Origin of the sequence: Marivirga tractuosa, from assembly GCF_042140215.1 — a bacterium.
Taxonomy (GTDB): domain Bacteria; phylum Bacteroidota; class Bacteroidia; order Cytophagales; family Cyclobacteriaceae; genus Marivirga; species Marivirga tractuosa_A.
This window is the reverse complement of sequence record NZ_CP159478.1, coordinates 4,388,547-4,410,015: the sequence shown is the minus strand read 5'-3', so window position 1 is coordinate 4,410,015 and position 21,469 is coordinate 4,388,547. Positions and strand designations below refer to the sequence as shown.

The following is a 21,469-nucleotide window of genomic DNA, read 5'->3' as shown; positions in this document are numbered from 1 at the left end:
AATACAGCTGTAGGTAGAAGTGCCAGGATTTAAATGTAATATGCCAAGCAGAAATTCTTAAGCAGAATTACCTATTCAAAATAATAATATCGGAGTAAATCAATAAATTTAGGATGATTATTGATTGTAACTTTTGAAATAATGTATTTACAGGACAGGGAAAATAGATAATAAAAAAAGCCTTTCAATCATATTGAAAGGCTTCTGAATAATTTAATCTTATCTTCTTAATTTACAGGCTCAACAGAAACGTAAGATCTATCTTTTTTGCCTCTTTTAAATTGAACCACTCCATCAGTAAGTGCAAATAATGTGTGATCTTTTCCCATCCCAACATTATCGCCTGGGTGATGAGAAGTACCACGCTGACGAACCAAGATATTTCCTGCAATCGCAGCTTGGCCACCATAAATTTTCACACCTAATCGTTTACTTTCCGATTCTCTTCCGTTTTTGGAACTACCAGCTCCTTTTTTGTGTGCCATGGTCTATATTATTTTGTAATTTTTTCGATTAATACTTTTGTGAAATCTTGACGATGTCCATTTCTTTTCTTGTAGCCTTTTCTTCTTTTCTTCTTGAAAACGACTACTTTATCGCCTTTTACATGACCAAGGATTTTCCCTGATACCTTAGCGCCCTTTACTAAAGGTGCACCTACTTCGACTTTTCCATCATTGTCTACTAACAATACTTTGTCGAACTCTACGGAAGCGCCATCCTCACCCTCCATCTTTGGAGCGTATACGAACTGGTCTTGCGTTACTTTGAACTGCTTTCCGGCTATGTTTACAATTGCGTACATTTAAATAATTGTTTAATAAGTATACTATTTCCCAAAAGGAATGCAAATATAGTGATTTTATTTATAGTTACAAAAGCTGTTGTATTACACATCTAAATCTTGTGCATTTCTGTTCTGCACATTTGATAAGCGATTGCAATATTGCTTTAATTACCTTGAAATGCGAGCGATAAAAGCAATAAAATTCCTTTAATGCTTTTATAAGCTATACAAAATGCTTTAGATGCTTGCTTTGTTCGCTCGTATTGCTTTATTTTGAAACTATCAAACATGGAAATTATTATAAAAGATGAAGGTTAACATTCCTGAGAAATATACTGACCTATATATAAAAGCTTTAGGTGATAAAAAGAAAGCTCTGCAAATGAAAATCAACCAATTTAAAGCAGAGATTGAAGAGATAGATAGTCACCTTTCTAATTTGGTTAATCTACCTCTTTTTCAGGAAAATGAAGCTCAAAATCTATTACATCAAAAGACAAATGCCTACCATGACCAATGGGCTTGGACAAAGAAAATAGCCTATTTTATTGATTTTAAGCGGAAATTGGTCAAAACTAATGAAGTGGTAGATTTCATTATGGAAAAGGAGCCAGACCTAAATAAATCTAAAGTAAGAAGCTCAGTTTCAGCGGCTTTATCCAATAAAATGAAGAAAGGGGTGTATCGTAAGTTTGAAGATCCGGTAACGGGTAACACATATTACGGACCAGTGGCATATTTCTTAAACCAACACGAACCACAGATCGAATTTATGCCAGAAGATCTGAAAGAGAGGTTGTTATATAATAATTAAGCATGTAATAAAGTGTAGATAGACCCATTTTTTATGGCGCTCTTATGCTTGTGCTTGTGGAAAACTTTCGCAAGTTTTTTTAATGCTCGAATAAAGCGAAAAATCCCCTAAGTGAAGCTGAGATAAAAGCGTTTAAAGTACTAGTAAACAGATAGTTATAAACTTATCCACAGCTCTCTGTCAGTAACTTTTTCTCCTTTGATTTTTCAGTTTAGTTCCTAATATTTGTAAGCACAGCCAAGAAAATAGGGAAGAGAAAAAAGATTTTTGACTGCGTAATTTTTTCTATCTGCTTTAGTAAGAATTCATTAGCCTGAACCACCCTGTTTTCTTTGAAGAATTTATTAAGAAACTAAAAAAAATATTTCAAAGATGAGTGAAGTAACCACATTCCAAGACGAACCGATTTTGAAAGAGAACAAAGACCGCTTTGTTTTATTCCCAATACAACATAAAGATATATGGGAATTCTATAAGATGGCGGAAGCTAGTTTTTGGACTGCCGAAGAAATCGATTTAAGCCAGGATCAAAAAGACTGGGAAAATCTTACGGATGGAGAGACACACTTTATAAAGCATGTACTTGCTTTCTTTGCAGCTAGTGACGGAATTGTAAATGAAAACCTAGCGGAGAATTTCGTAGCTGAGGTGCAGTATACTGAAGCTAAGTTCTTTTATGGCTTCCAAATTGCAATGGAGAACGTACACTCAGAAACCTATTCTTTATTAATTGACACTTACGTAAAAGATAATAAAGAAAAAAGCAGTCTTTTCAATGCGATCGATACCATGGATTGTGTGAAGAAAAAAGCAGATTGGGCGTTGCGTTGGATTGATGAAGGGAATTATGCTGAAAGATTAATTGCCTTCGCTGCTGTGGAAGGTATTTTCTTCTCAGGTAGTTTCTGTTCCATTTTCTGGTTGAAGAAAAGAGGTTTAATGCCGGGATTGACTTTCTCTAATGAATTAATCTCAAGAGATGAAGGATTACATTGTGATTTTGCTTGCTTGCTTTATAATGAACATTTGGTAAATAAATTATCTAAAGAGAAAGTGACTTCAATTATTACTGATGCGGTAGAAATTGAAAAAGAATTTGTGACCGATTCATTGCCTGTGAAATTAATCGGAATGAATGCAGATTTAATGTGTCAGTACATCGAGTTTGTGGCCGATAGATTATTACAAGAGTTAAAATGCGATAAAGTGTATGGATCAAGCAATCCATTCGACTTTATGGAAATGATTTCATTGCAAGGTAAAACTAACTTCTTCGAGAAAAGAGTTGGGGATTACCAAAAAGCAGGTGTAATGAAAAAAGATGAGGATAGTGATAAAGCTAAATTCTCATTGGACGAAGACTTCTAAGATTTTTCTAGGCGTCATTCCCGCGGAGGCGGGAATCTCATTAAAATAAATACCTATAACTATAACCCCATAAAATTAAAATAATAGCATGTTAGTTGTAAAAAGAGACGGTAGGAGAGAAACCGTTAAATTCGATAAAATTACTGCCCGCATAGAAAAACTATGCTACGGCCTAGATCTTAATTACATCCAGCCAATTGATGTGGCTAGAAAAGTAATCAACGGTATTTACGATGGCGTAACTACTCAGGAGTTGGATAATTTAGCGGCTGAAACGGCTGCTTCTATGACGGTGAAACACCCGGATTATTCCAAGCTTTCCGCCAGAATTGCTATTTCCAATTTGCATAAAACCACTAGCAAGTCTTTCAGCAATACGATGAAAAGACTTTACACTTATGTGGATGCAAAAACTGGGCAAAATGCGCCTTTGCTTTCTACAGAAACGTATGGCATCATCAAAAAACACGCGGCTCAATTAGATTCTGCTATTATCTATGACCGTGATTTTGGTTATGATTTCTTTGGTTTCAAAACCTTAGAGCGTTCATATTTAATGAAAGTGGACGGTAAAATTGTAGAGCGTCCGCAGCATATGTTGATGAGAGTGGCGATTGGTATTCATGGGGAAGATATTGAATCAGCTATCAAAACTTATAATTTGATGTCTGAAAAGTGGTTTACACATGCTACACCAACTCTTTTCAATGCAGGAACTCCTAAACCACAGTTGTCATCTTGTTTCTTGTTGACTATTCAAGAAGACAGTATAGATGGTATTTATGATACCTTAAAACAAACGGCTAAAATCTCTCAGTCAGCCGGAGGAATCGGACTAAGCATCCACAACGTAAGAGCAACAGGTTCATACATCAAAGGAACTGGTGGGGTTTCCAATGGTATTGTACCAATGTTGAGAAACTTTGACATGACCGCAAGATATGTGGATCAAGGTGGTGGAAAAAGAAAAGGAAGTTTCGCTATTTACCTAGAGCCTTGGCATGCTGACATTTTCGATTTCTTGGATTTAAAAAAGAACCACGGAAAAGAAGAAATGCGTGCGCGTGATTTATTCTATGCTATGTGGATGTCAGATTTATTCATGAAGAGAGTGGAATCTAATGCAGAATGGACTTTATTCGATCCGAATGAAGCACCGGGCTTGGATGAAGCTTATGGTGATGATTTCGAGAAGCTTTACGAAAAATACGAGCGAGAAGGAAAAGGCAGAAAAACCGTAAAAGCGCAGGAGCTTTGGTTCGAGATTTTAGAATCTCAAATTGAGACGGGTACGCCTTATATGTTGTATAAAGATGCGGCTAACAAAAAGTCAAATCAGAAAAATCTGGGTACTATCAAGTCTTCAAACTTATGTACTGAGATTTTAGAATACACATCTAAAGATGAAGTAGCGGTTTGTAACTTGGCTTCTATCGCCTTGCCAATGTTTGTTACAGAGGACGGAGACGGACAAAAATTCTTCGATCACGATAAATTATATGATATTACTTATACGGCTACTGTAAACTTGAACCGTGTGATTGATGTGAATTATTATCCGGTAGAAGAAGCTAGAACTTCCAATATGAGACACAGACCAATTGGTTTGGGTGTTCAAGGATTAGCAGATGCTTTCATGTTATTGCGTTATCCATTTGATTCTGCTGAATCAAGAAAATTGAATAAGGAAATCTTTGAAACTATTTACTTTGCAGCAATGACGGCTTCTAAGGATTTGGCCATCAAAGAAGGCGCTTATGAAACTTATAAAGGTTCACCGGTTTCTAAAGGTATTTTCCAATTCGATATGTGGAACGTGACACCATCAGAGAGATGGGATTGGACTACCTTGAAGCAAGAAGTGAAGAAAAATGGAGTTCGCAACTCTTTATTAGTTGCGCCTATGCCAACGGCCTCAACTTCTCAGATTTTAGGAAATAACGAATGCTTTGAACCTTATACTTCTAATATCTACACCAGAAGAACATTGTCTGGCGAGTTTGTGGTAGTGAATAAACACTTGATGCGTGACTTGATCGAAAGAGGTATGTGGAATGACAATATGAAGAATAAACTGATTGCGGCCAATGGTTCTGTTCAGGATATTGCGGATATTCCTCAGGATATCAAAGAGCTATATAAAACCGTTTGGGAAATATCTCAAAAATCAATTATTGACATGGCAGCCGATAGAGGAGCTTTCATTTGTCAGTCACAGAGTATGAACTTGTTCATGCAAGATCCTAATTTCGGTAAAATGACTTCTATGCATTTCTATGCCTGGAAGAAAGGCTTGAAAACAGGTATGTATTACCTACGCTCTAAAGCAGCGACTAGCGCCATTCAGTTTACAGTTGATAAAAGTCAGTTGAACGAGCCACAGCCAGAGAGCAAACCTCAGGACATTAGCCAAAATACGGACACCAAGGTAAAGAGACCAGCCAATAATGGCGGTACTCAAGGCCATGGCCCTCAAGCGAATGCAGAGGACGACTTGGCAGCGCTTAAAGCAGCTCAAGTTGCCTGTTCATTGGATAACCCTGATGATTGTGAGATGTGTGGATCTTAAATGAGATTAATATCTTAGGTTTTTAAGCTCTAAGATTAAAGAAAATAAACACTAACTGTTTATTCATAACCGAAAACCACCTGGGAAACTGGGTGGTTTTTTAGTTTATCTAGAATAAATTTAGAATCCGTAATCTAAGTAGCAATATGTAATTTCTACATATGTGTTTATAAAAAGCAATTATGGAAAATTACAGGATGGAAACATCATAAAATTTATTTCAGTCTTAATTTGATTTACAAAAATAAGAAAATCATTGTGGCTTTTTCAGAAAAGGAAGCCATTCAAAAGCAATTCCAGAACCTTTTTGAAGTTTAAGCAATTTTGTCACTAACAACAATAATCTCAAAAAGAGTAAAACTTTTTTTACTATCTGAGCATCTTCAATTAAAGAGGAATCATACAATATTTTAGGAAATAAGTGCAATATTGGTTTGGCGAAGTTTAGATCATTTAATACTTTTGTTTATAATTTAATTACTCAACCAACCTTAAAGTCATGGAGATAGCTAGAAGAATCACTCGTCTATTTTATTTAAGAGATATTATATCAAAAGGCCAACTTGAATCACCAGAAGACCTCACCGGAAAATTTGAATGTTCGGAAAAAAACAATCAGAAGGATGATAAATACCTTACGAGATATGGGCTATGAAATTCAATATTGTAAAAAAAGCAGAAAATATTTTTTGATAAATGAGTGACGGAATGTGGATGTCCGTTTGGCAATATACATTTGAATTGATTTGCATTTGGCCAAATAGAATCCGAGAATAGAGCAATACCTCGAACCAGTGGCTCTTTCATTTAAAATTGTAAAGCTATGAAAAAATTAATGCTTACATTAGTAATTACCCTTATTGCAACTTTCACTTTTAGCAATTTGAAAGCTTCAGATGCTTCTGAAAAAGTAGAGAACACAACTATTGAAACAACGGAAATTAACCCTACAACAAATGAGATGATTTCTGAAGTTAATATAGTTGAGGGTGATCTAAACGAGGATGCTTCAAGAGCGACAGATGTAATAGTAATTGTATTTGAAGATGGTACAGTTGTAGTAATAGTTATAGAATAAATAGTAATAAGAATTGCTGGTTGGCTTTAGGGCTGACTAGCAATTTTGAAAAATTTAGTAAATATGAAAATTATAGTATTGACCCTTTTAAGTTTATTTTTGACTAATGTAGCTTCCTCTCAAACTGTGTGTGTAACATATTCAGAAGTAAAAAATGTAGATGAGCAATTAAAAAAAATACCTGACCCTGCACTAAGGCAGAAATTAAAAAATGACCTAACAAAACCAGAATATTTTGTTTTGCATATCAAACAACCGTTTTCAGTTTATCTTCCTAAAGTTTTAGAAGAAATAGAAGGTGCGGATAATCCTATGAGCCAATCACAAGTAAAGGTGATGAAATTTGAAACGGATGACCCCAAGGTTTATAAAGATTTTGTGAATGATACTTATTTGGAAAAGACAAATCTAATAGGGAAACCTTTCTTAATAAAAGATACTATTCCTCAATTTAACTGGAAAATTACTAATGATACTACTTCCATAGGTAAATTTCTTTGTAAAAAAGCAATAGCAACAAATACGACCGGAAAAGAAATCATTGCCTGGTTTGCGGCCGAAATTCCTATTTCAGCAGGTCCAGCAGAGTACGGAGGACTTCCGGGACTAATACTCAGATGCGCATCTCCTACTAAAGAGTGGGAAATAGAATCCATCAGTATGAATGTTGAAATTCCAAATGCAGTTTTTGCAAAACCTGAGGAAGGTAAAGAAGTGAGTTTTACTGAATACAATGAAATAAAAACACAAAAACAAAAACAATTGCAGTCAGGGCAATGGTAAAGAGCTTTTTCAAGGTCTTTTTAGTACTGTTTTTCGCTGTTACATCTAAAGTTTATGGACAGGTGGAAGTATCAGGTAAATTGCTTAATGAACTTTCTAATCCTATTCCATACGCAACAGTTCAATTACAAGATAGCCTTGATCAAAATTTAGCTTATTCCCTAAGTGATGAAGAAGGAGTATTCCAACTTCAATTTAATTACTATGGTTGTGCTTATCTGATCATAAATCACCTTAATTATGATGGAAGAAATGATACGATTTGTTTAGATAAATCCTCTAATAAATATTTTAGGAAGTATGTTTTAACTACTAAAGAAAATAAGTTACAGGAAGTATTGGTGTCAGGGACAAAACAGGAAGCAAGGAAGTCGGGTGATAGTATTCACTATGATCTTGAGTTGCAAAAAACCGGAGCAGAAAAAAATCTGGGCGAACTAATCAATAAAATGCCGGGGCTTGATGTTGATGATGAGGGAAATGTATTGGCCAATGGGAAGAAGATAGATCGACTTATGGTTGATGGTAAGGATTTTTTTGGAGATAACCACAGGATGGCGACAGAAAACCTTAATCCCGAGATGGTAAATGGACTTACCCTTATCAATAATTATAAATCAAATAACATGCTTTCTGATCAATCCGGAAGTCAGGGAAAAGCACTTAATATTGATTTAAAAGATGACTATAGTGGAAAATGGATAGGAGATCTGAGTTTATTAGGTGCTTATCAAAAACGGTATTCAGCAGATTTTAATACTTATTATTTCGGAAAGTCATTTAGCTTTAGCTTATTTAATAATGCTAATAATACAGGAGAAAGACAATTCAGCTTGCAAGAATATGTAAAGATGAATTTAAATGGTCAAAAGGAACTTTTTAGTTCAAATCTTTCTGCTTTTTCTTCCCTTAATGAGATCCCCGAATTTTTGCAAAGTAGTAGTGTCCCTAATCAAAAGCAAAGTCAATTTTCAGCGGTGAATTATCTGTATGAAGTTAATGAAAAGTTGAAGATACAAGGTTATAGTTTGTTAAATCATGGGAGGGAAGGATTTAAAGAAATAACACAAAAGAGGCTTATTGGTGCAAACGAGACATTTTCATTTTCAGATACTACAGAAAGAAATACAGATTACTTATTTGCCCGAAACAGTATTAATCTCCATTATCAGGTGAATAAAAATTATCAGCTTGATTATCAGCTTAATTTTAATCCTTCCAATGTTCAATTAGGGGAAAGTATTTCTGCCGAAGCAATTGCATCTGAGCGACAACTCATTAAAAATGATTTTGCAAAAGAACAGTATAATTTGCAACAGCAACTGAATCAGCTAATAAGATTGGATGACCAAAATTTTATTGGTTTAACCACTCATCATAAAACACAAAACAACCAACAATATACTAATTTAGAAAGTAACCAATTACTTTTTAGTACCGATACTAATAATATAACTAACCCGCTTTATAGTAGAAAGAGCGGGCTAGAACAGGCACTTTATTATGCTCACTATTTTGATAATAGCCGATTCCTGTTGACTACTGATGGAAAATATGACAATAACCGACTTGAAAATTTATTTTCAATTGATTCTGTTTCTGATTATGAATTGAACTATCGGACGTATCGTTTCTCACAAGCAGCAGAATGGTTGAAAACATCTGGGGATTGGCAATATCAATTGGCCCTTCAATGGCAGCATATACTTTTTGAGGATAGGACTGAAAAACAGAACAGTGATTTTTGGTTTCCAAAGATTAAGCTTAAATATGCTTTTAATTCTACGCATTACGTAAGCGTCAATTATGATAATTCTATTAAAGCGCCTTCCATAGATCAACTAAACAGAGGAGTTGCCATTAATGACTACAGAAATTTGCAGGTAGGATCATCTATCCGTTACAGTGAAATGATTAAACAGTCGCAATGGGGGTTGAATTATTTTAATTTTGACCTGTTTAACAATCTGCTTTTCTTTATTAATACAACCTATAAGTACAATGCGGAAACATTTGTCAAAGATATTAGAAATCAATTAACTTATAATGAATTAGGTTATGCTTTAGGAGCTCAAAGCCAAGAGTGGGTTAATCTGGCTCATATAGAGTGGAGGATACCGCATGCCCAACATAAAGTGAAAAGTCAGCTGAGTTGGTCACAGTTTGAAAACCCGGTGCAACTCAATAATGATAAAACATTTACCAATTCAGTACAACAAAAAGCTTCATTTTCAATTTGGAGCCAGTTTAAAAACAAAATTATTAATTATGAGACTGGTATAAAGTATGAAAATAACCAATATCAGTTCGGAAAGGAAGGGGAACGAAATGAAATAAGAACTATTGATCCCTATATAAGTTTGAAAGGTTCTTGGAATAACCAGTTAAACTATAGATCGCAATTGCTTTATAGAAAATTTCAACAATCTGATTTTAATCGCTATTTATGGCAATGGGATTTTAATATTGAATATTCATTTTCAGATAGTTGGAGTTTGTTTTTGAAGGGTAAAGATATTTTAAATCTCAGTAATTCTACTCTTCTTAAAGTACAGAATACACAAAACATTTTGGCTACCACAATCCACCACAGATTGAATGGCTATATTAGTATTGGGCTTGATTTTCAATGGAAATGATAGCTACTGATAATGTTAGTATGACCTGTTGATGCAACAATTTTAATGCTAATAGCAGTATTGTTAAATTATTTTTATTATCTGTCATGTATATTAATGTAATGTTCCTTTCTTCCATTCTGCCAAAGTCATTACTAAATCTATATTCAATGTAGCAACATGTAATTTGAATTTCCGTATTGTTTAAAAAAGACAATTATGGAAAATCATACTATAGATACATCACAAGACTTAGGGCAACTTCAATTAGACTTACTTAAAAAAAGGAAAAGTCCAGTCGCTTTTTCGGAGCAAGAAGTTACTAAAGATCAATTGGAGCAAATTTTTGAAGCAGCACGGTGGGCGGCATCTTGTTTTAATGAGCAGCCTTGGCGATTTGTGGTGGCTATTAAAGATCAAGGAGATCATTATAAAAAAGTCTTGAATGGCATTAATCCCCATAATCAAAATTGGGCACAAAATGCACCGATTTTGATGCTCACCTTCGCTAAGAAGACATTTGATATGAATGGAAAATCCAATATGCACAGCTGGCATGACGTAGGCCTGGCCGTGGGCAATATGTCTGCTCAGGCAACTGCCATGGGCTTACATTTACATCAGATGGCAGGTATTGTACGAGAAAATATTTTAAATGATTTTGACATACCTGAAGATTATGATATTGTTTCGGGCATTGCTTTGGGCTATAAACTCGACATTGAAGATGTGCCAGAGGAATTGAAGCCTAGAGAAACAAAGGAACGTACTCGAAAACCTTTCAATGAGTTTATTTTTGATCAAGACTGGGGCGAAAGCAGTTTTTGAAAAAAATTAACCACAAAAGAAGAGGTAGCCAAAGGCTACAAGTACTTTAACCACAAAGATTCTGTGTTGAAAACCAAATGATTTTTCATTAAATTTACAATTAGGAAAACAAATCAAGAGCGGACTTGATCCAGCTCGGTTAGGGCGGCCTCTCGGGGCTGCTCTAATAAAAATTTATCCTTGCAATATTCTGGATTATATCTTTCTTCTTTTTTCCAAAGTGTATAGATCAGTATCAGCAATTTTCTTTGCACGGCCACATAGCTTTTCATTTTAATCTTTTGTCTGTCGAACAGACGGTTATAAAAATTACTTAATGGCTCATCATGTTGGACTGCCGTTAATGCTGGGAAGTAGAGTGCTTTTCTAATATGTTTATTTCCTTTGTGGGAAATTCTAGCTTTGGTGTTAACCGATGTTCCAGATTGTTTGTTGTTGATGTCATAACCGGCATAACATACCAATTGACGGCTGTTTCTGATAAGGTTAAAGCCATTTGTTTCTGCTATTACAATGGTTGCTGTAATAAAGCCAACTCCTTTTAGGGAGCATATGTAATTAATTTTCTTTTTTAACCATGGGGTTTGATCGACTATGTCTTTCATTTGAGTTTCTATTTGGTCAATCAGCTTATCCAAGAACTTAATGTGTTGCTTGGCTCTTTTTAATGTAAACTTATCGACTTCTGCCATGTGTTCTTTGGCATGTTGTTGGTTCTTGGCCCTGGTTCTTTCATTGAGTAATTGCTCTCGTTCTCTGCTCAGACCTTTTAATTTCAATAAAGAGGCATCTGGTTTTGTCCAGTTGTCTATCTTTTTTAATAAACCAAATTCAGCGATGTGCCTTGCACTGATTTTATCGTCTATGCGCCTCACATCAGTGCTACGGCAATAATTAGCTACTTTGTTGGGCAGAACAACGGCAAGTTCAAAACCATTATCGTAAAGCGCGTAAGCCAATTGCTCATGATAAACACCTGTTGCTTCCATGACTACTTGAAGAGGAAGATCATTAAGTTGATGTCTTTTAACCCAATTCATCAATTTCTTAATATCCCTTTTGGTATTGGCAAACTGACCACTTGATACAATTTTTAATTCAAAATCCTCTTGGAGGGTAATCAAAACAACATCCAGAGCATCCATTGAAACATCGATTCCACAGCATTGTCTAAGTACTTTCATGGCTTTAAAGTTTAGTTCCACAATAGCAATAAGATACTCTTCTGGCTCCTGTCTCGTGTTAATACAAGATATTTCAATTGATGAAATTCTTTTGATTCTGGTTCGGAATTTAAAAAGAGTAAAAACAAAGTGAGGAATATCTTTGCGAGAACATAGCTCTTAGCTTGTTTGTTCACAAATACTGCTCTCACTTTGCCTAATTGCTTTATTAAAAGTACTTATATTTTTAATAATTCTTGAACATACGAGTTGCACAGAGGCTTTCACTAAGGTTCACAAAGGAATGAATTCATTGTTGAATTGTATTGGTCAGGACTCAAATATAAGAGAGAACAAGAGGTAGCCTACCTGTCCCGTATTCGGGAAGGCTACTTTTACTTTAACCACTAAGTTTCACTGAGGCTTTCACTAAGATCACAAAGAAGGTTAGCCTATTTCAGACATTCAATTAACTAGCCATTTTTAGCAATCTTATTTCTCTAGTCATATCCAATAAGATTTACTGATAAATTTAATCTATGTCTGACATTTTATCGGCATAGTTAGAAAATTCAAGATATTTTGCGATAATTCAACTGATAAATGTCCGACATTTCAAATGTCGGACATAAGCACGGTATATTTGTTTTTAGGACTGTAATAAACATACGAGTTAGATAGAAGTTTTCACTAAGGTCACAAAAAAACAATAAGGCAGTTTTTCATGTCAAATTTTTAGGTGAAATTACTCTGAGTTTCAGCTTTTAAAATGTATTGTAAAAGTAGATCCTTTACCCAGTTCACTTTCTACAGAAATCTCCCCATCCGCATTAGTAACAATTTTTTTCACCAAATACAATCCTACACCTGATCCCTCAACATGAGTATGTTTTCGTTTGAAGGCATCAAAAATCTCTTCAATTTTATCATTTTCCATTCCTAACCCATTATCCTGAACCGATAATACTATATAATCATTTTCTTTCTTTGTGCTAATAGTGATTTCAGGATCTCTTTCTGGAGATCTGTATTTAACCCCATTACTTATCAAATTTAATAATATGCTTCTTAGATTTTTTTTGCTAAATGATATGAGCGGTTCTTTAAAATCACAAATAATCTTCGCTTTAGTCTGGTATATTAGCTCTTGAAGACTAATCTTAACTTCCTTGCATACTTCTTCTACCTTAACAGCTTCACAATTTTCTATTTCATTTTCTATTTTGGCGATATCCGATAATTCATCAACAGATTGCAATAGATTATTAATGGAAACTTGAATCATATCCATGATTTTTTCAGTACCAATACTGCCGGCTTCCTGAGCATCTGTTAAAAAGGAAATTAGTCCTTTTAGGCTAGATAGTGGCCCTCTCAAATCATGAGAAACGGAGTAAATAAAAGTATTATGATCCTCATTTATGCGAGATAACTTATTTTCTGTCTTTTTTAATTCTGTGATTTCATTAAAAGTAACAATAACACCATCATGGAAATTTCCTTGTTCCTTAAAATATGGAGTAATCACCATCTGATACCAATTTCCATCATTGGTTTGAATTTCTTTGTCAATTTTTTCAGAAGATTGAATCACATGTTTTATATTTTCCATTAAAGTTGGCAATTTAATCTTCGTGGATATATCACTCAAAGGTCTGCCTATATCAGAATTTTGAAGGTTTATTTGATTAGTTGTTGGTGGGGTAAATTTGCGCAGTATTAAATCCTTATCAATATAAAGCTGTCCGTTGATGGTGCCCTTAAAAAAGTTGGTTAGGTCATCATTTAACTCGGCTAGTTCCTTTATTTTTAATTGATATTCATTGTTTACGGTCTGCAACTCTTCGTTTACAGATTGCAATTCTTCATTTGTACTTTGCAATTCTTCATTGCTTGATATTAACTCTTCATTATAAGAAGTGATATTGTCATTGGACTCATCTAAATCTTCATAACTTTTTTTAAGCTTTTCTTTAGTTATATCTAGTTCATGCTTTAAATCGTTGATGTGTTGAGTTGAATGCGATTCTAAATCAAAAGAATCATCACTATTCTTTTTATCTTCAATGCCTTGATGATCACTGTATAAGATTAAGCAAACATCTGAATTTTGATATTCCTTTTTATTTAAAGGAATTACGACTATATCAATGAACTGTTTTTTCTTATTTTTCAAAAATTTCACTTCCGACATGCTATTTTTCCCCTGACTTCTGATGGCTTTTCTAAGGCATACGGAAGTGGCAATAGATAACTCTTCAGGTAGCATTTCGAGTAAATTGAAATTGAAGAATTTTGGAGAAAGATATTTATCGTAATTACCAAAGGTTTCTAAAATTGAAAAATCAGAGTCTACATAAATACCTGCCTCATAGCCCAATTCTTCCAAGATGGCATGATCATGAGATTCACTTAACTTTTTATCTATACTTTTATTTTTTTCAGAAGTAGAATGCTTTTGGAATGATATATTGGGTAATGATAACCCTGGTGTACTATAAGTAGTGTCCCTTAGAAGTTTTGGAACCTCTATGCTTTTATAAATCTTCCATTTTTTATCTATAGTGGCAAAGGATTTTTTCAATTCTCCCAGACTTTCACTCGGTCCAAGAATTAAATATCCTTCTGAATTAAGGCAAAAATGTAATGAAGACAGTATTTTTTTCTGTAAAAAAGGGTTGATATAAATTAAAAGATTTCGGCAGCTAATGAGGTCTATTTTCCCGTAAGGGGGTTGTTTAACAATGTCATGATCAGCAAAAATGATCATTTTTCTAATATTGTCCCTTACCCTAAATTGCTTTTCTTCTTCTATGAAGTATTTTTTAAGTAATTCTTCAGGAACATCATTTTTTATATTAGCATTGTAAATACCTTTTGAGGCAACAGCTAATGCTCCTTTGTCTATATCGCTGGCAAAAATCTTAACTTCAAGATTTTTTTTCAATTCTGTTAGATGTTCCATCACCAAAATAGCTATAGAATAAGCTTCCTCACCAGTGGCACATCCAACCACCCAGATTTTAAGCCCATCCACCATTAATTTGTTTTTAATGATTTCAGGAATCACCTTTTCTTTTAAAATATCATAGGCTTCTTTGTCCCTGAAAAACTTTGTTACGCTAATAAGGAATTCATTAGCCAATATCTCCAACTCGTCCGTATTTCCATGAATATAATTGATGTATCCATTTAACGTATTAACGTTATTGTGAGTCATTCTGGTAACTATTCGCCTGATAATAGTTGGGCGTTTATAATTGGTGAAATCTAAAGGAGTATATTGCTTTACTAAATTAAGGATTTCAGTAAGCTGCTCTTCATTGTTTTGGGTAACTTCCTCCGATAATTTAGATTTAAGCTCTTCTTGTTTTAAATAAGATATTATCCTTTCTGGGATTAAATGGGGTGGAAGAATAGCATCGGCATTGCCTGATTCGATTACGCTAAGTGGCATATCTTTAAACTTGGCACTAGATGGCTCCTGAACTATCACCATTCCACCATTTTTCTTTATAGCAGATGCACCTTTGGTCCCATCATTGCCCATACCAGATAGTATTATCGCTATACTTTTATCGGCCTGGTCTTCAGCCAGAGAACTAAAAAAGATATCGATAGAAGTATTGACTTGTTTAACTTTCTTATCTGTTAGGTATAAAACTTTATCTTTTATAGTCATGTTTTTCCCCTTAGGCATCAAATACACCTGATTAGGCTCAACATACATTTCATTATCAACTACACAAATCTTTAATTTACTGTGTTTTTCCAATAGCTCCGCCATAAAGCTTTTGTGATCCGGGGAGAGATGTTGTATGATTACGTATGACACGCCATCGTTTGGAGTATTATCAAATAGCGAATGAATGGCTTCCATACCTCCTGAAGAGGCTCCAATAGCTATTATATAACAGCTTTTATTTGTATCAGATTCAGTCATATTTTATTGGTTAAAAAAGTGATCTTACTGAAGTACTTTTCGGATTTGAATAAGCTTCATTAATTGGAATCAAGGTTTTCTTTGATTCGAATGTTCATTCACTCTAAATAATGAACAATAAACAATAACAAGTAAGTTAGAAAATAAAATACATACTATGTTACATAATCCACAGATTCGGTACTTAATTTAGGATAAATGCTTAATTATGTTTGATAAACTTAGCTAATTGTAGGTTGTAAATCTTAAAGCCGTGTTTTTAGACTTTAATATGTTAAAGTGTTGTAATATCAATAAAGCTAGATGGAATAAATAATAAGTCTAAGAATTATTTTTACAGAAGAGAAAGAAGGATTTATTTTATTTTAGTTATTTAAAGTTAATATTTAATGTAGCAACATATAATTTATTTAAGCGTAATTATTGAAAAGTAATTACAATGAAAAATTATAAAATCCCTCCACAAACGCGCATAGGTCATATTCATTTAAAAGTTTCTGATCTAGATAAAGCCTTGGATTTTTATCATGGCTTGCTGGGTTTTGAAATTATTCAAAAGTTAGGTGATCAAGCAGCTTTTATTTCGGCTGGAGGTTACCATCATCATATCGGCTTAAATACCTGGCAAAGTAAAGGTGCAGAACCCGCAGCAGATTCTGCACCTGGTTTATTTCATACTGCAATTGTATATCCTACTCGAAAATCCTTAGCTGAAATATTTGTCCGATTACGAGAAGCTAAATATAAATTTACTGGAGCAGCTGATCATGGTGTTTCGGAAGCATTGTATTTAGATGATCCTGATGGAAACGGGGTAGAACTTTATTGGGATAGACCTAAAGAGGAATGGCCAAAAAATGCAGAAGGAGAAATAGCTATGTATACACGTCCTCTGGATTTGGAAGGCTTGTTGGAGGAGCTGGGTTGAATTCTTCTAAAATACCTATCATAACAAATTAATATTTGAGTCGTTTGTATTATTTACAAATGATTTGATTATTTTTTTTAACCTTAAATCAACATCAATTATGAAAATTGCAGGTACAGTTATCTTGATTCTTGGAATTATTGGTACGGTAATATTTGGAATTCAGGCGATACAAGATTCTGAAAGCTTTAGCTTTTTAGGATTAGACATTGGCGTTAGTTCAGCTGATTGGACTCCTCTAATAGTGAGTGTTATTGTCCTTTTAGTAGGTGCTTTTATGTATTCAAAAGGCAAGAAATAGAAATAATATATTTTAAAATTCAATCTGGATTTTTTAAATGAGAAGCTTTATATCAATGATATGAAGCTTTTTTATTTTATTAGTTTACTTAATTAATAATCCCTCTTCCCCAAATTTCCCCATATTTGCATAATATTTTAGAATCCGAATAGTATGCAAAATTCATTACCGATCATCAACCTCAAAAAAGGAAAAGAAAAATCATTGGAGCGATTCCATCCTTGGATTTTTTCTGGAGCCATTCACCCTGTGCCTAAGGAGGTAAAAGAGGGTGATTTTGTGGAAATTCATACCCAAGACAAAAGATTTATTGGGATTGGATATTTTCAAGTGGGTTCTATTGTAGTTCGAATGTTGACTTTCCAAAAAGAGGAAATCAATCAGGATTTTTGGAAAAGGAAATTACAATCTTCAATTGAATTAAGAAAGACCGCGAATCTTTGGGATAATCCTGAAACCAATGTTTTCAGATTAGTGCATGGTGAAGGAGATGGCTTTCCTGGATTGATAGTTGATTATTATGATGGTTGTGTGGTTTTCCAAGCGCATACTGTCGGTATGTACCAAATTAAAGAAGTGTTCTTAGAAGTCTTGAAAGAGCTATTGGGCGATAGACTAAAAGCAGTGTATGATAAAAGTGCTCATACTCTTCCATTCAAAGCTGAATTAGAAACTACTGATGCCTTTATTTTCGGAGAAGAAAAAGAAGAGTGGTTGGTAAAGGAATATGGAAACACTTTTAACATCAATGTGGTAAGCGGTCAAAAAACAGGCTTCTTCATCGACCAAAGAGAGAATAGGAAATTATTGGAGCAATACAGTAAAGGCAATAAGGTTTGCAATACTTTTTGCTATTCTGGTGGGTTCTCCATTTCTGCCTTGCAAGTAGGTGCTGATTTGGTTCACAGTATAGACAGTTCTCAAGGTGCCATTGAATTGACTGATCAAAATGTAAAGTTGAATTTCCCAAATGCTCAAAATCATCAATCCTTTACAGCAGATGTTTTTAATTTTTTAAATGAAATGCCTGAGCAATATGATGTAATCGTTTTGGATCCGCCAGCCTTTGCCAAACATAGAAAGGTATTGAAAAATGGCTTACAAGGATACAGAACCATCAATGAAAAAGCCATGAAGAATATGAAGTCTGGTGGTGTGCTTTTCACGTTTAGTTGTTCTCAAGTTGTAAACCAAGAGCAATTCAGAACGGTTATTTTTTCAGCTGCTGCAAGAGCGGGCAGACAAGTTCAAATATTGCATCAGCTTCACCAACCAGCCGATCATCCAATCAATATTTTCCATCCGGAAGGTGAGTATTTGAAGGGATTGGTTCTGAGGGTGGTTTAGAATTTATTAAGAAAGGTTCAATTGGAAATATTTCATATTTAAATCCTCATATTTCCACCTTCCGTCTGCCTCCGGCTGGTGGAAACTAATACCGCCTCGGGCGTTTTTGGCTATGAAATGCTGAATTATGCTATAAAGCAAACAGCTAATCCGTACCAGAGGCACAAATAGCCATCGCCAGACGCAGGCGATAAGGTTGCTTCTTTATCTATAAAAACAACAGTAGAGCCTTAATTACTTACCGTGAAATCTTGAAATGTCATTCTGAATAAGAATATGCAAACATCTTGATTTTAGACGCTAGACTCTCTCAAAACCACCTGATAATTTTTCCTGGTTCTTTGCTCCAAATAGATTTCTTTGTTTTCAGTCATCCTGCTGATTAGGCTTTCATCAAAATTCTTAATGGTAACTAGTTCTAAGCCTTTATTATAAAAAATTGAAAAATCATTTTTCAGTTCTTTCATTAATTGATCCAGACGGTGTAAATCATCATTTACACAAATGGAAAACGAAATAGCTGTATTCTGCATCATATTTATTTTGATATGGTGCAGGTTCAAGGCTTCAAATATTTTTCCAATCATAGCTTCTGTAATGAAAGTAAAATCAGTCAATTTGAAAGTAATCAAACTCTGTTTTTCTTTAATGATAATACATGGGATGTGATGAACAATTTTACAATCATGAATGATAGTTCCTCCTTTTTCTGGTGAGCTGAAGGAGCGAACGTGCATTGGGATTCCTGCATTGGCCAAAGGTTTAATAGTTTTAGGATGGATTACTGATGCTCCATAATAAGTCATTTCTGCTGCTTCCTGATAGGATAATTCTTGATATAAGACCGCATCTTTTATTTTTTTTGGATCTCCATTTAATATTCCTAGAACATCCTTCCAAATGGTGACTGCTTTGGCGCTGGTGCAATAAGCAAAAATAGCGGCAGTAAAATCAGACCCTTCTCTGCCTAAGGTAGTGGTTTTGCCGTCTACAGTTCCGCCCAAAAAACCTTGGGTGATGACTAATTGATGTTGAGAAAATTCATGATGAACAGCTCTTCTTATTGATTTCTTTGTTTTCTCCCAATTGACTAATGCATCTCTAAAACTCTCATCTGTCCTAATACAATTTTTTGCATCAATCTGTGAAATGGAAAAACCTTGTTGTTTTAAGAAATCCAATAAAATGGAAGAAGAAATCATTTCCCCAAAGGAGATAATGCTGTCATAAGATTCATCATATCGTGATTTCTTTACTTTATTTAAGGCAATTTTAAGGGCTTTAAATTTATTGTCTAATACATGGAGGGCAGTATCTTCATTTTCATGAAATAATTTTGAGATTATGGAAGCATGGTATTGAAAAAGATTCTGAATAGCAGTCTCGATTGATAAGCCATCTAATTGTAAGTGTAATATTTCCTCCAATGCATTGGTAGTTTTGCCCATAGCAGAAACCACTATAATTATTTTTTCATCAGGAAATCTTTTTAAAATTTCCATCATATTCTGAACTGCCTCTGCGTCCTTTATTGATGCCCCACCAAATTTAAATACCTGCATATGTCCCTTTTCTATTAAGATTGGCAAAATAAGCTGCAATTTTTTCATAATTTAGCGGCAATACAAATAAATATTCCATGCAAACTAAATTAGCCACTTCTGTTGGCATCACCTTAGACCGATTTATCAAGAAGAAACAAAACGATTTTGCCTTTGCTTCAGGTGAGCTTTCCCAATTGTTGAGAGATATCGCCTTGGCAGGAAAAATTATTCATAGAGAAGTGAATCGTGCTGGATTATTGAATATAGGTGGAGCCTATGGTACAGAAAATGTGCAGGGTGAAGAACAGCAAAAACTAGATGTAATTGCAAATATCCGCTTCATAAGAGCCTTGAAAAATGGCGGTGAGGTTTGCGCAATCGTTTCTGAGGAAGACGATGAAATTTTAGATTTGAATAATCAGGATGGAAGGTACATTGTAGCGATGGACCCACTAGATGGTTCTTCTAATATTGATGTAAATGTTTCCATAGGAACTATTTTCTCTATTTTCAGAAGGGTTTCTCCTGTAGGAAGTAAAGTGACAGAGGAAGATGTATTGCAAAAAGGATCTGAGCAAGTGGCAGCTGGATATTTATTATATGGATCTTCAACCATGTTAGTTTACACCACAGGTAGGGGTGTGAATGGATTTACTTATGATCCTTCCTTAGGCGAGTTTTTCTTATCACATGCTGAAATGAGAATTCCAGAGGATGGTAAGATTTATTCAATAAATGAAGGCAGTTATAGAAGTTTTAATCCTAAAGTGCAAGAGTATATTGAGAGTTGTAAGGATAAAAAATATACTGCTCGCTATATAGGATCATTAGTGGCCGATTTTCATAGAAACTTATTGAAAGGAGGAATTTATATTTACCCTTCAACGGAGAAAGCTATAAATGGGAAATTGCGCTTAAATTACGAATGCAATGCTTTGGCTATGATTTGTGAACAAGCAGGTGGATTAGCGACTGATGGCAAAATGAGGATTTTAGATATTCAGCCAGAATCACTGCACCAAAGAGTCCCTTTTTATACTGGCTGTAAGAAAATGGTGGAAGAGGCAATGAAATAATTCAGGTTGCTATCTGTAAACTCATTTTAGCAAAGTCTAAAACTTAAACAAGCCAAAGGCTTAAGGTGATTCTCGCAAAGGCGCAAAGGCGCAAAGTCGCAACGACCTCGCAATGTTAAAAAAGAGAAAGAGACGGAAATAAGACCATTAAAATTGCATTTTAATGGTCAATTTTATCTTTGCGAAAACTTTGCGCCTCCGCGACTTTGCGAGACATTTTTTGCGTCAAAGACGCCTGCGGTCAAGTTTTTTTTCTATAGCAGAAAAATAGTAAGTGAAATTTACTACTAGAAAGAGAATGGGAAACCACATTTTTAAAGAA

General features: G+C 34.4%; 16 protein-coding genes. 11 read left to right on the top strand and 5 right to left on the bottom strand.

Translation table 11 applies throughout. The annotated features are described in order from the left end of the window. Nucleotides 1-227: 227 nt before the first annotated feature. Nucleotides 228-485, bottom strand: a complete 258-nt coding sequence (gene rpmA, locus ABWH96_RS19640) for a 50S ribosomal protein L27 (RefSeq protein WP_308349671.1) — start codon at nt 483-485, stop codon at nt 228-230. 8 nt (nt 486-493) lie between these two features. Next, nucleotides 494-805 carry a 50S ribosomal protein L21 gene (rplU, locus tag ABWH96_RS19635; protein WP_013453948.1) on the bottom strand — a complete coding sequence of 104 codons (312 nt, stop codon included), beginning with the start codon at nt 803-805 and terminating at the stop codon, nt 494-496. Nucleotides 806-1,094: 289 nt separating this feature from the next. Between rplU and ABWH96_RS19630 the strand changes: the two genes are divergently transcribed. The 7 genes from ABWH96_RS19630 to ABWH96_RS19600 all read left to right on the top strand — a co-directional run bounded on the left by ABWH96_RS19630 (nt 1,095) and on the right by ABWH96_RS19600 (nt 10,845). Next, nucleotides 1,095-1,601: a hypothetical protein gene (locus ABWH96_RS19630; protein ID WP_375579188.1), complete on the top strand. Its 507-nt coding sequence runs from the start codon at nt 1,095-1,097 to the stop codon at nt 1,599-1,601. 372 nt (nt 1,602-1,973) lie between these two features. Then, nucleotides 1,974-2,969: a ribonucleoside-diphosphate reductase small subunit gene (locus ABWH96_RS19625; RefSeq protein ID WP_375579187.1), complete on the top strand. Its 996-nt coding sequence runs from the start codon at nt 1,974-1,976 to the stop codon at nt 2,967-2,969. A gap of 88 nt (nt 2,970-3,057) precedes the next feature. Next, the gene (locus tag ABWH96_RS19620) at nt 3,058-5,538 is read left to right on the top strand and encodes a ribonucleoside-diphosphate reductase subunit alpha (protein ID WP_375579186.1); all 2,481 of its coding nucleotides are present in this window, start codon (nt 3,058-3,060) and stop codon (nt 5,536-5,538) included. An 835-nt stretch (nt 5,539-6,373) separates the two neighbouring features. Then, nucleotides 6,374-6,616: a hypothetical protein gene (locus ABWH96_RS19615; protein WP_375579185.1), complete on the top strand. Its 243-nt coding sequence runs from the start codon at nt 6,374-6,376 to the stop codon at nt 6,614-6,616. A gap of 63 nt (nt 6,617-6,679) precedes the next feature. Beyond that, complete coding sequence (locus tag ABWH96_RS19610) at nt 6,680-7,399, top strand: GLPGLI family protein (protein WP_375579184.1); 720 nt, start codon at nt 6,680-6,682, stop codon at nt 7,397-7,399. Further along, nucleotides 7,393-10,038 carry a hypothetical protein gene (locus ABWH96_RS19605; RefSeq protein ID WP_375579183.1) on the top strand — a complete coding sequence of 882 codons (2,646 nt, stop codon included), beginning with the start codon at nt 7,393-7,395 and terminating at the stop codon, nt 10,036-10,038. The genes ABWH96_RS19610 and ABWH96_RS19605 overlap by 7 nt, the downstream gene beginning before the upstream one ends. A gap of 198 nt (nt 10,039-10,236) precedes the next feature. Further along, nucleotides 10,237-10,845, top strand: a complete 609-nt coding sequence (locus ABWH96_RS19600; protein WP_375579182.1) for a nitroreductase family protein — start codon at nt 10,237-10,239, stop codon at nt 10,843-10,845. A 113-nt stretch (nt 10,846-10,958) separates the two neighbouring features. On the opposite strand, the gene ABWH96_RS19595 is transcribed toward ABWH96_RS19600, so the two are convergent. Both ABWH96_RS19595 and ABWH96_RS19590 read right to left on the bottom strand, forming a co-directional pair. After that, entirely contained in the window at nt 10,959-12,029 is a 1,071-nt protein-coding gene (locus ABWH96_RS19595; RefSeq protein WP_375579181.1) for an IS110 family transposase, read from the bottom strand. A 736-nt stretch (nt 12,030-12,765) separates the two neighbouring features. Further along, complete coding sequence (locus tag ABWH96_RS19590; RefSeq protein ID WP_375579180.1) at nt 12,766-15,951, bottom strand: chemotaxis protein CheB; 3,186 nt, start codon at nt 15,949-15,951, stop codon at nt 12,766-12,768. Nucleotides 15,952-16,390: 439 nt separating this feature from the next. Here ABWH96_RS19590 and ABWH96_RS19585 point away from each other — a divergent pair, with 439 nt between their 5' ends. The 3 genes from ABWH96_RS19585 to ABWH96_RS19575 all read left to right on the top strand — a co-directional run bounded on the left by ABWH96_RS19585 (nt 16,391) and on the right by ABWH96_RS19575 (nt 18,527). After that, on the top strand, nt 16,391-16,879 hold the full coding sequence (locus tag ABWH96_RS19585; RefSeq protein ID WP_375579179.1) for a VOC family protein: 489 nt from the start codon (nt 16,391-16,393) through the stop codon (nt 16,877-16,879). A gap of 100 nt (nt 16,880-16,979) precedes the next feature. Continuing rightward, entirely contained in the window at nt 16,980-17,180 is a 201-nt protein-coding gene (locus ABWH96_RS19580) for a hypothetical protein (RefSeq protein ID WP_375579178.1), read from the top strand. A 153-nt stretch (nt 17,181-17,333) separates the two neighbouring features. Further along, entirely contained in the window at nt 17,334-18,527 is a 1,194-nt protein-coding gene (locus ABWH96_RS19575) for a class I SAM-dependent rRNA methyltransferase (RefSeq protein ID WP_375579177.1), read from the top strand. A 293-nt stretch (nt 18,528-18,820) separates the two neighbouring features. Here the strand turns inward: ABWH96_RS19575 and ABWH96_RS19570 are convergent, their stop codons facing one another. After that, nucleotides 18,821-20,137, bottom strand: coding sequence for an aspartate kinase (locus tag ABWH96_RS19570; protein WP_375579176.1), 1,317 nt, complete (start codon nt 20,135-20,137; stop codon nt 18,821-18,823). Between the two features lie 29 nt (nt 20,138-20,166). Between ABWH96_RS19570 and fbp the strand changes: the two genes are divergently transcribed. Further along, nucleotides 20,167-21,147, top strand: coding sequence for a class 1 fructose-bisphosphatase (gene fbp / locus ABWH96_RS19565; protein WP_375579175.1), 981 nt, complete (start codon nt 20,167-20,169; stop codon nt 21,145-21,147). Nucleotides 21,148-21,469 lie beyond the last annotated feature (322 nt).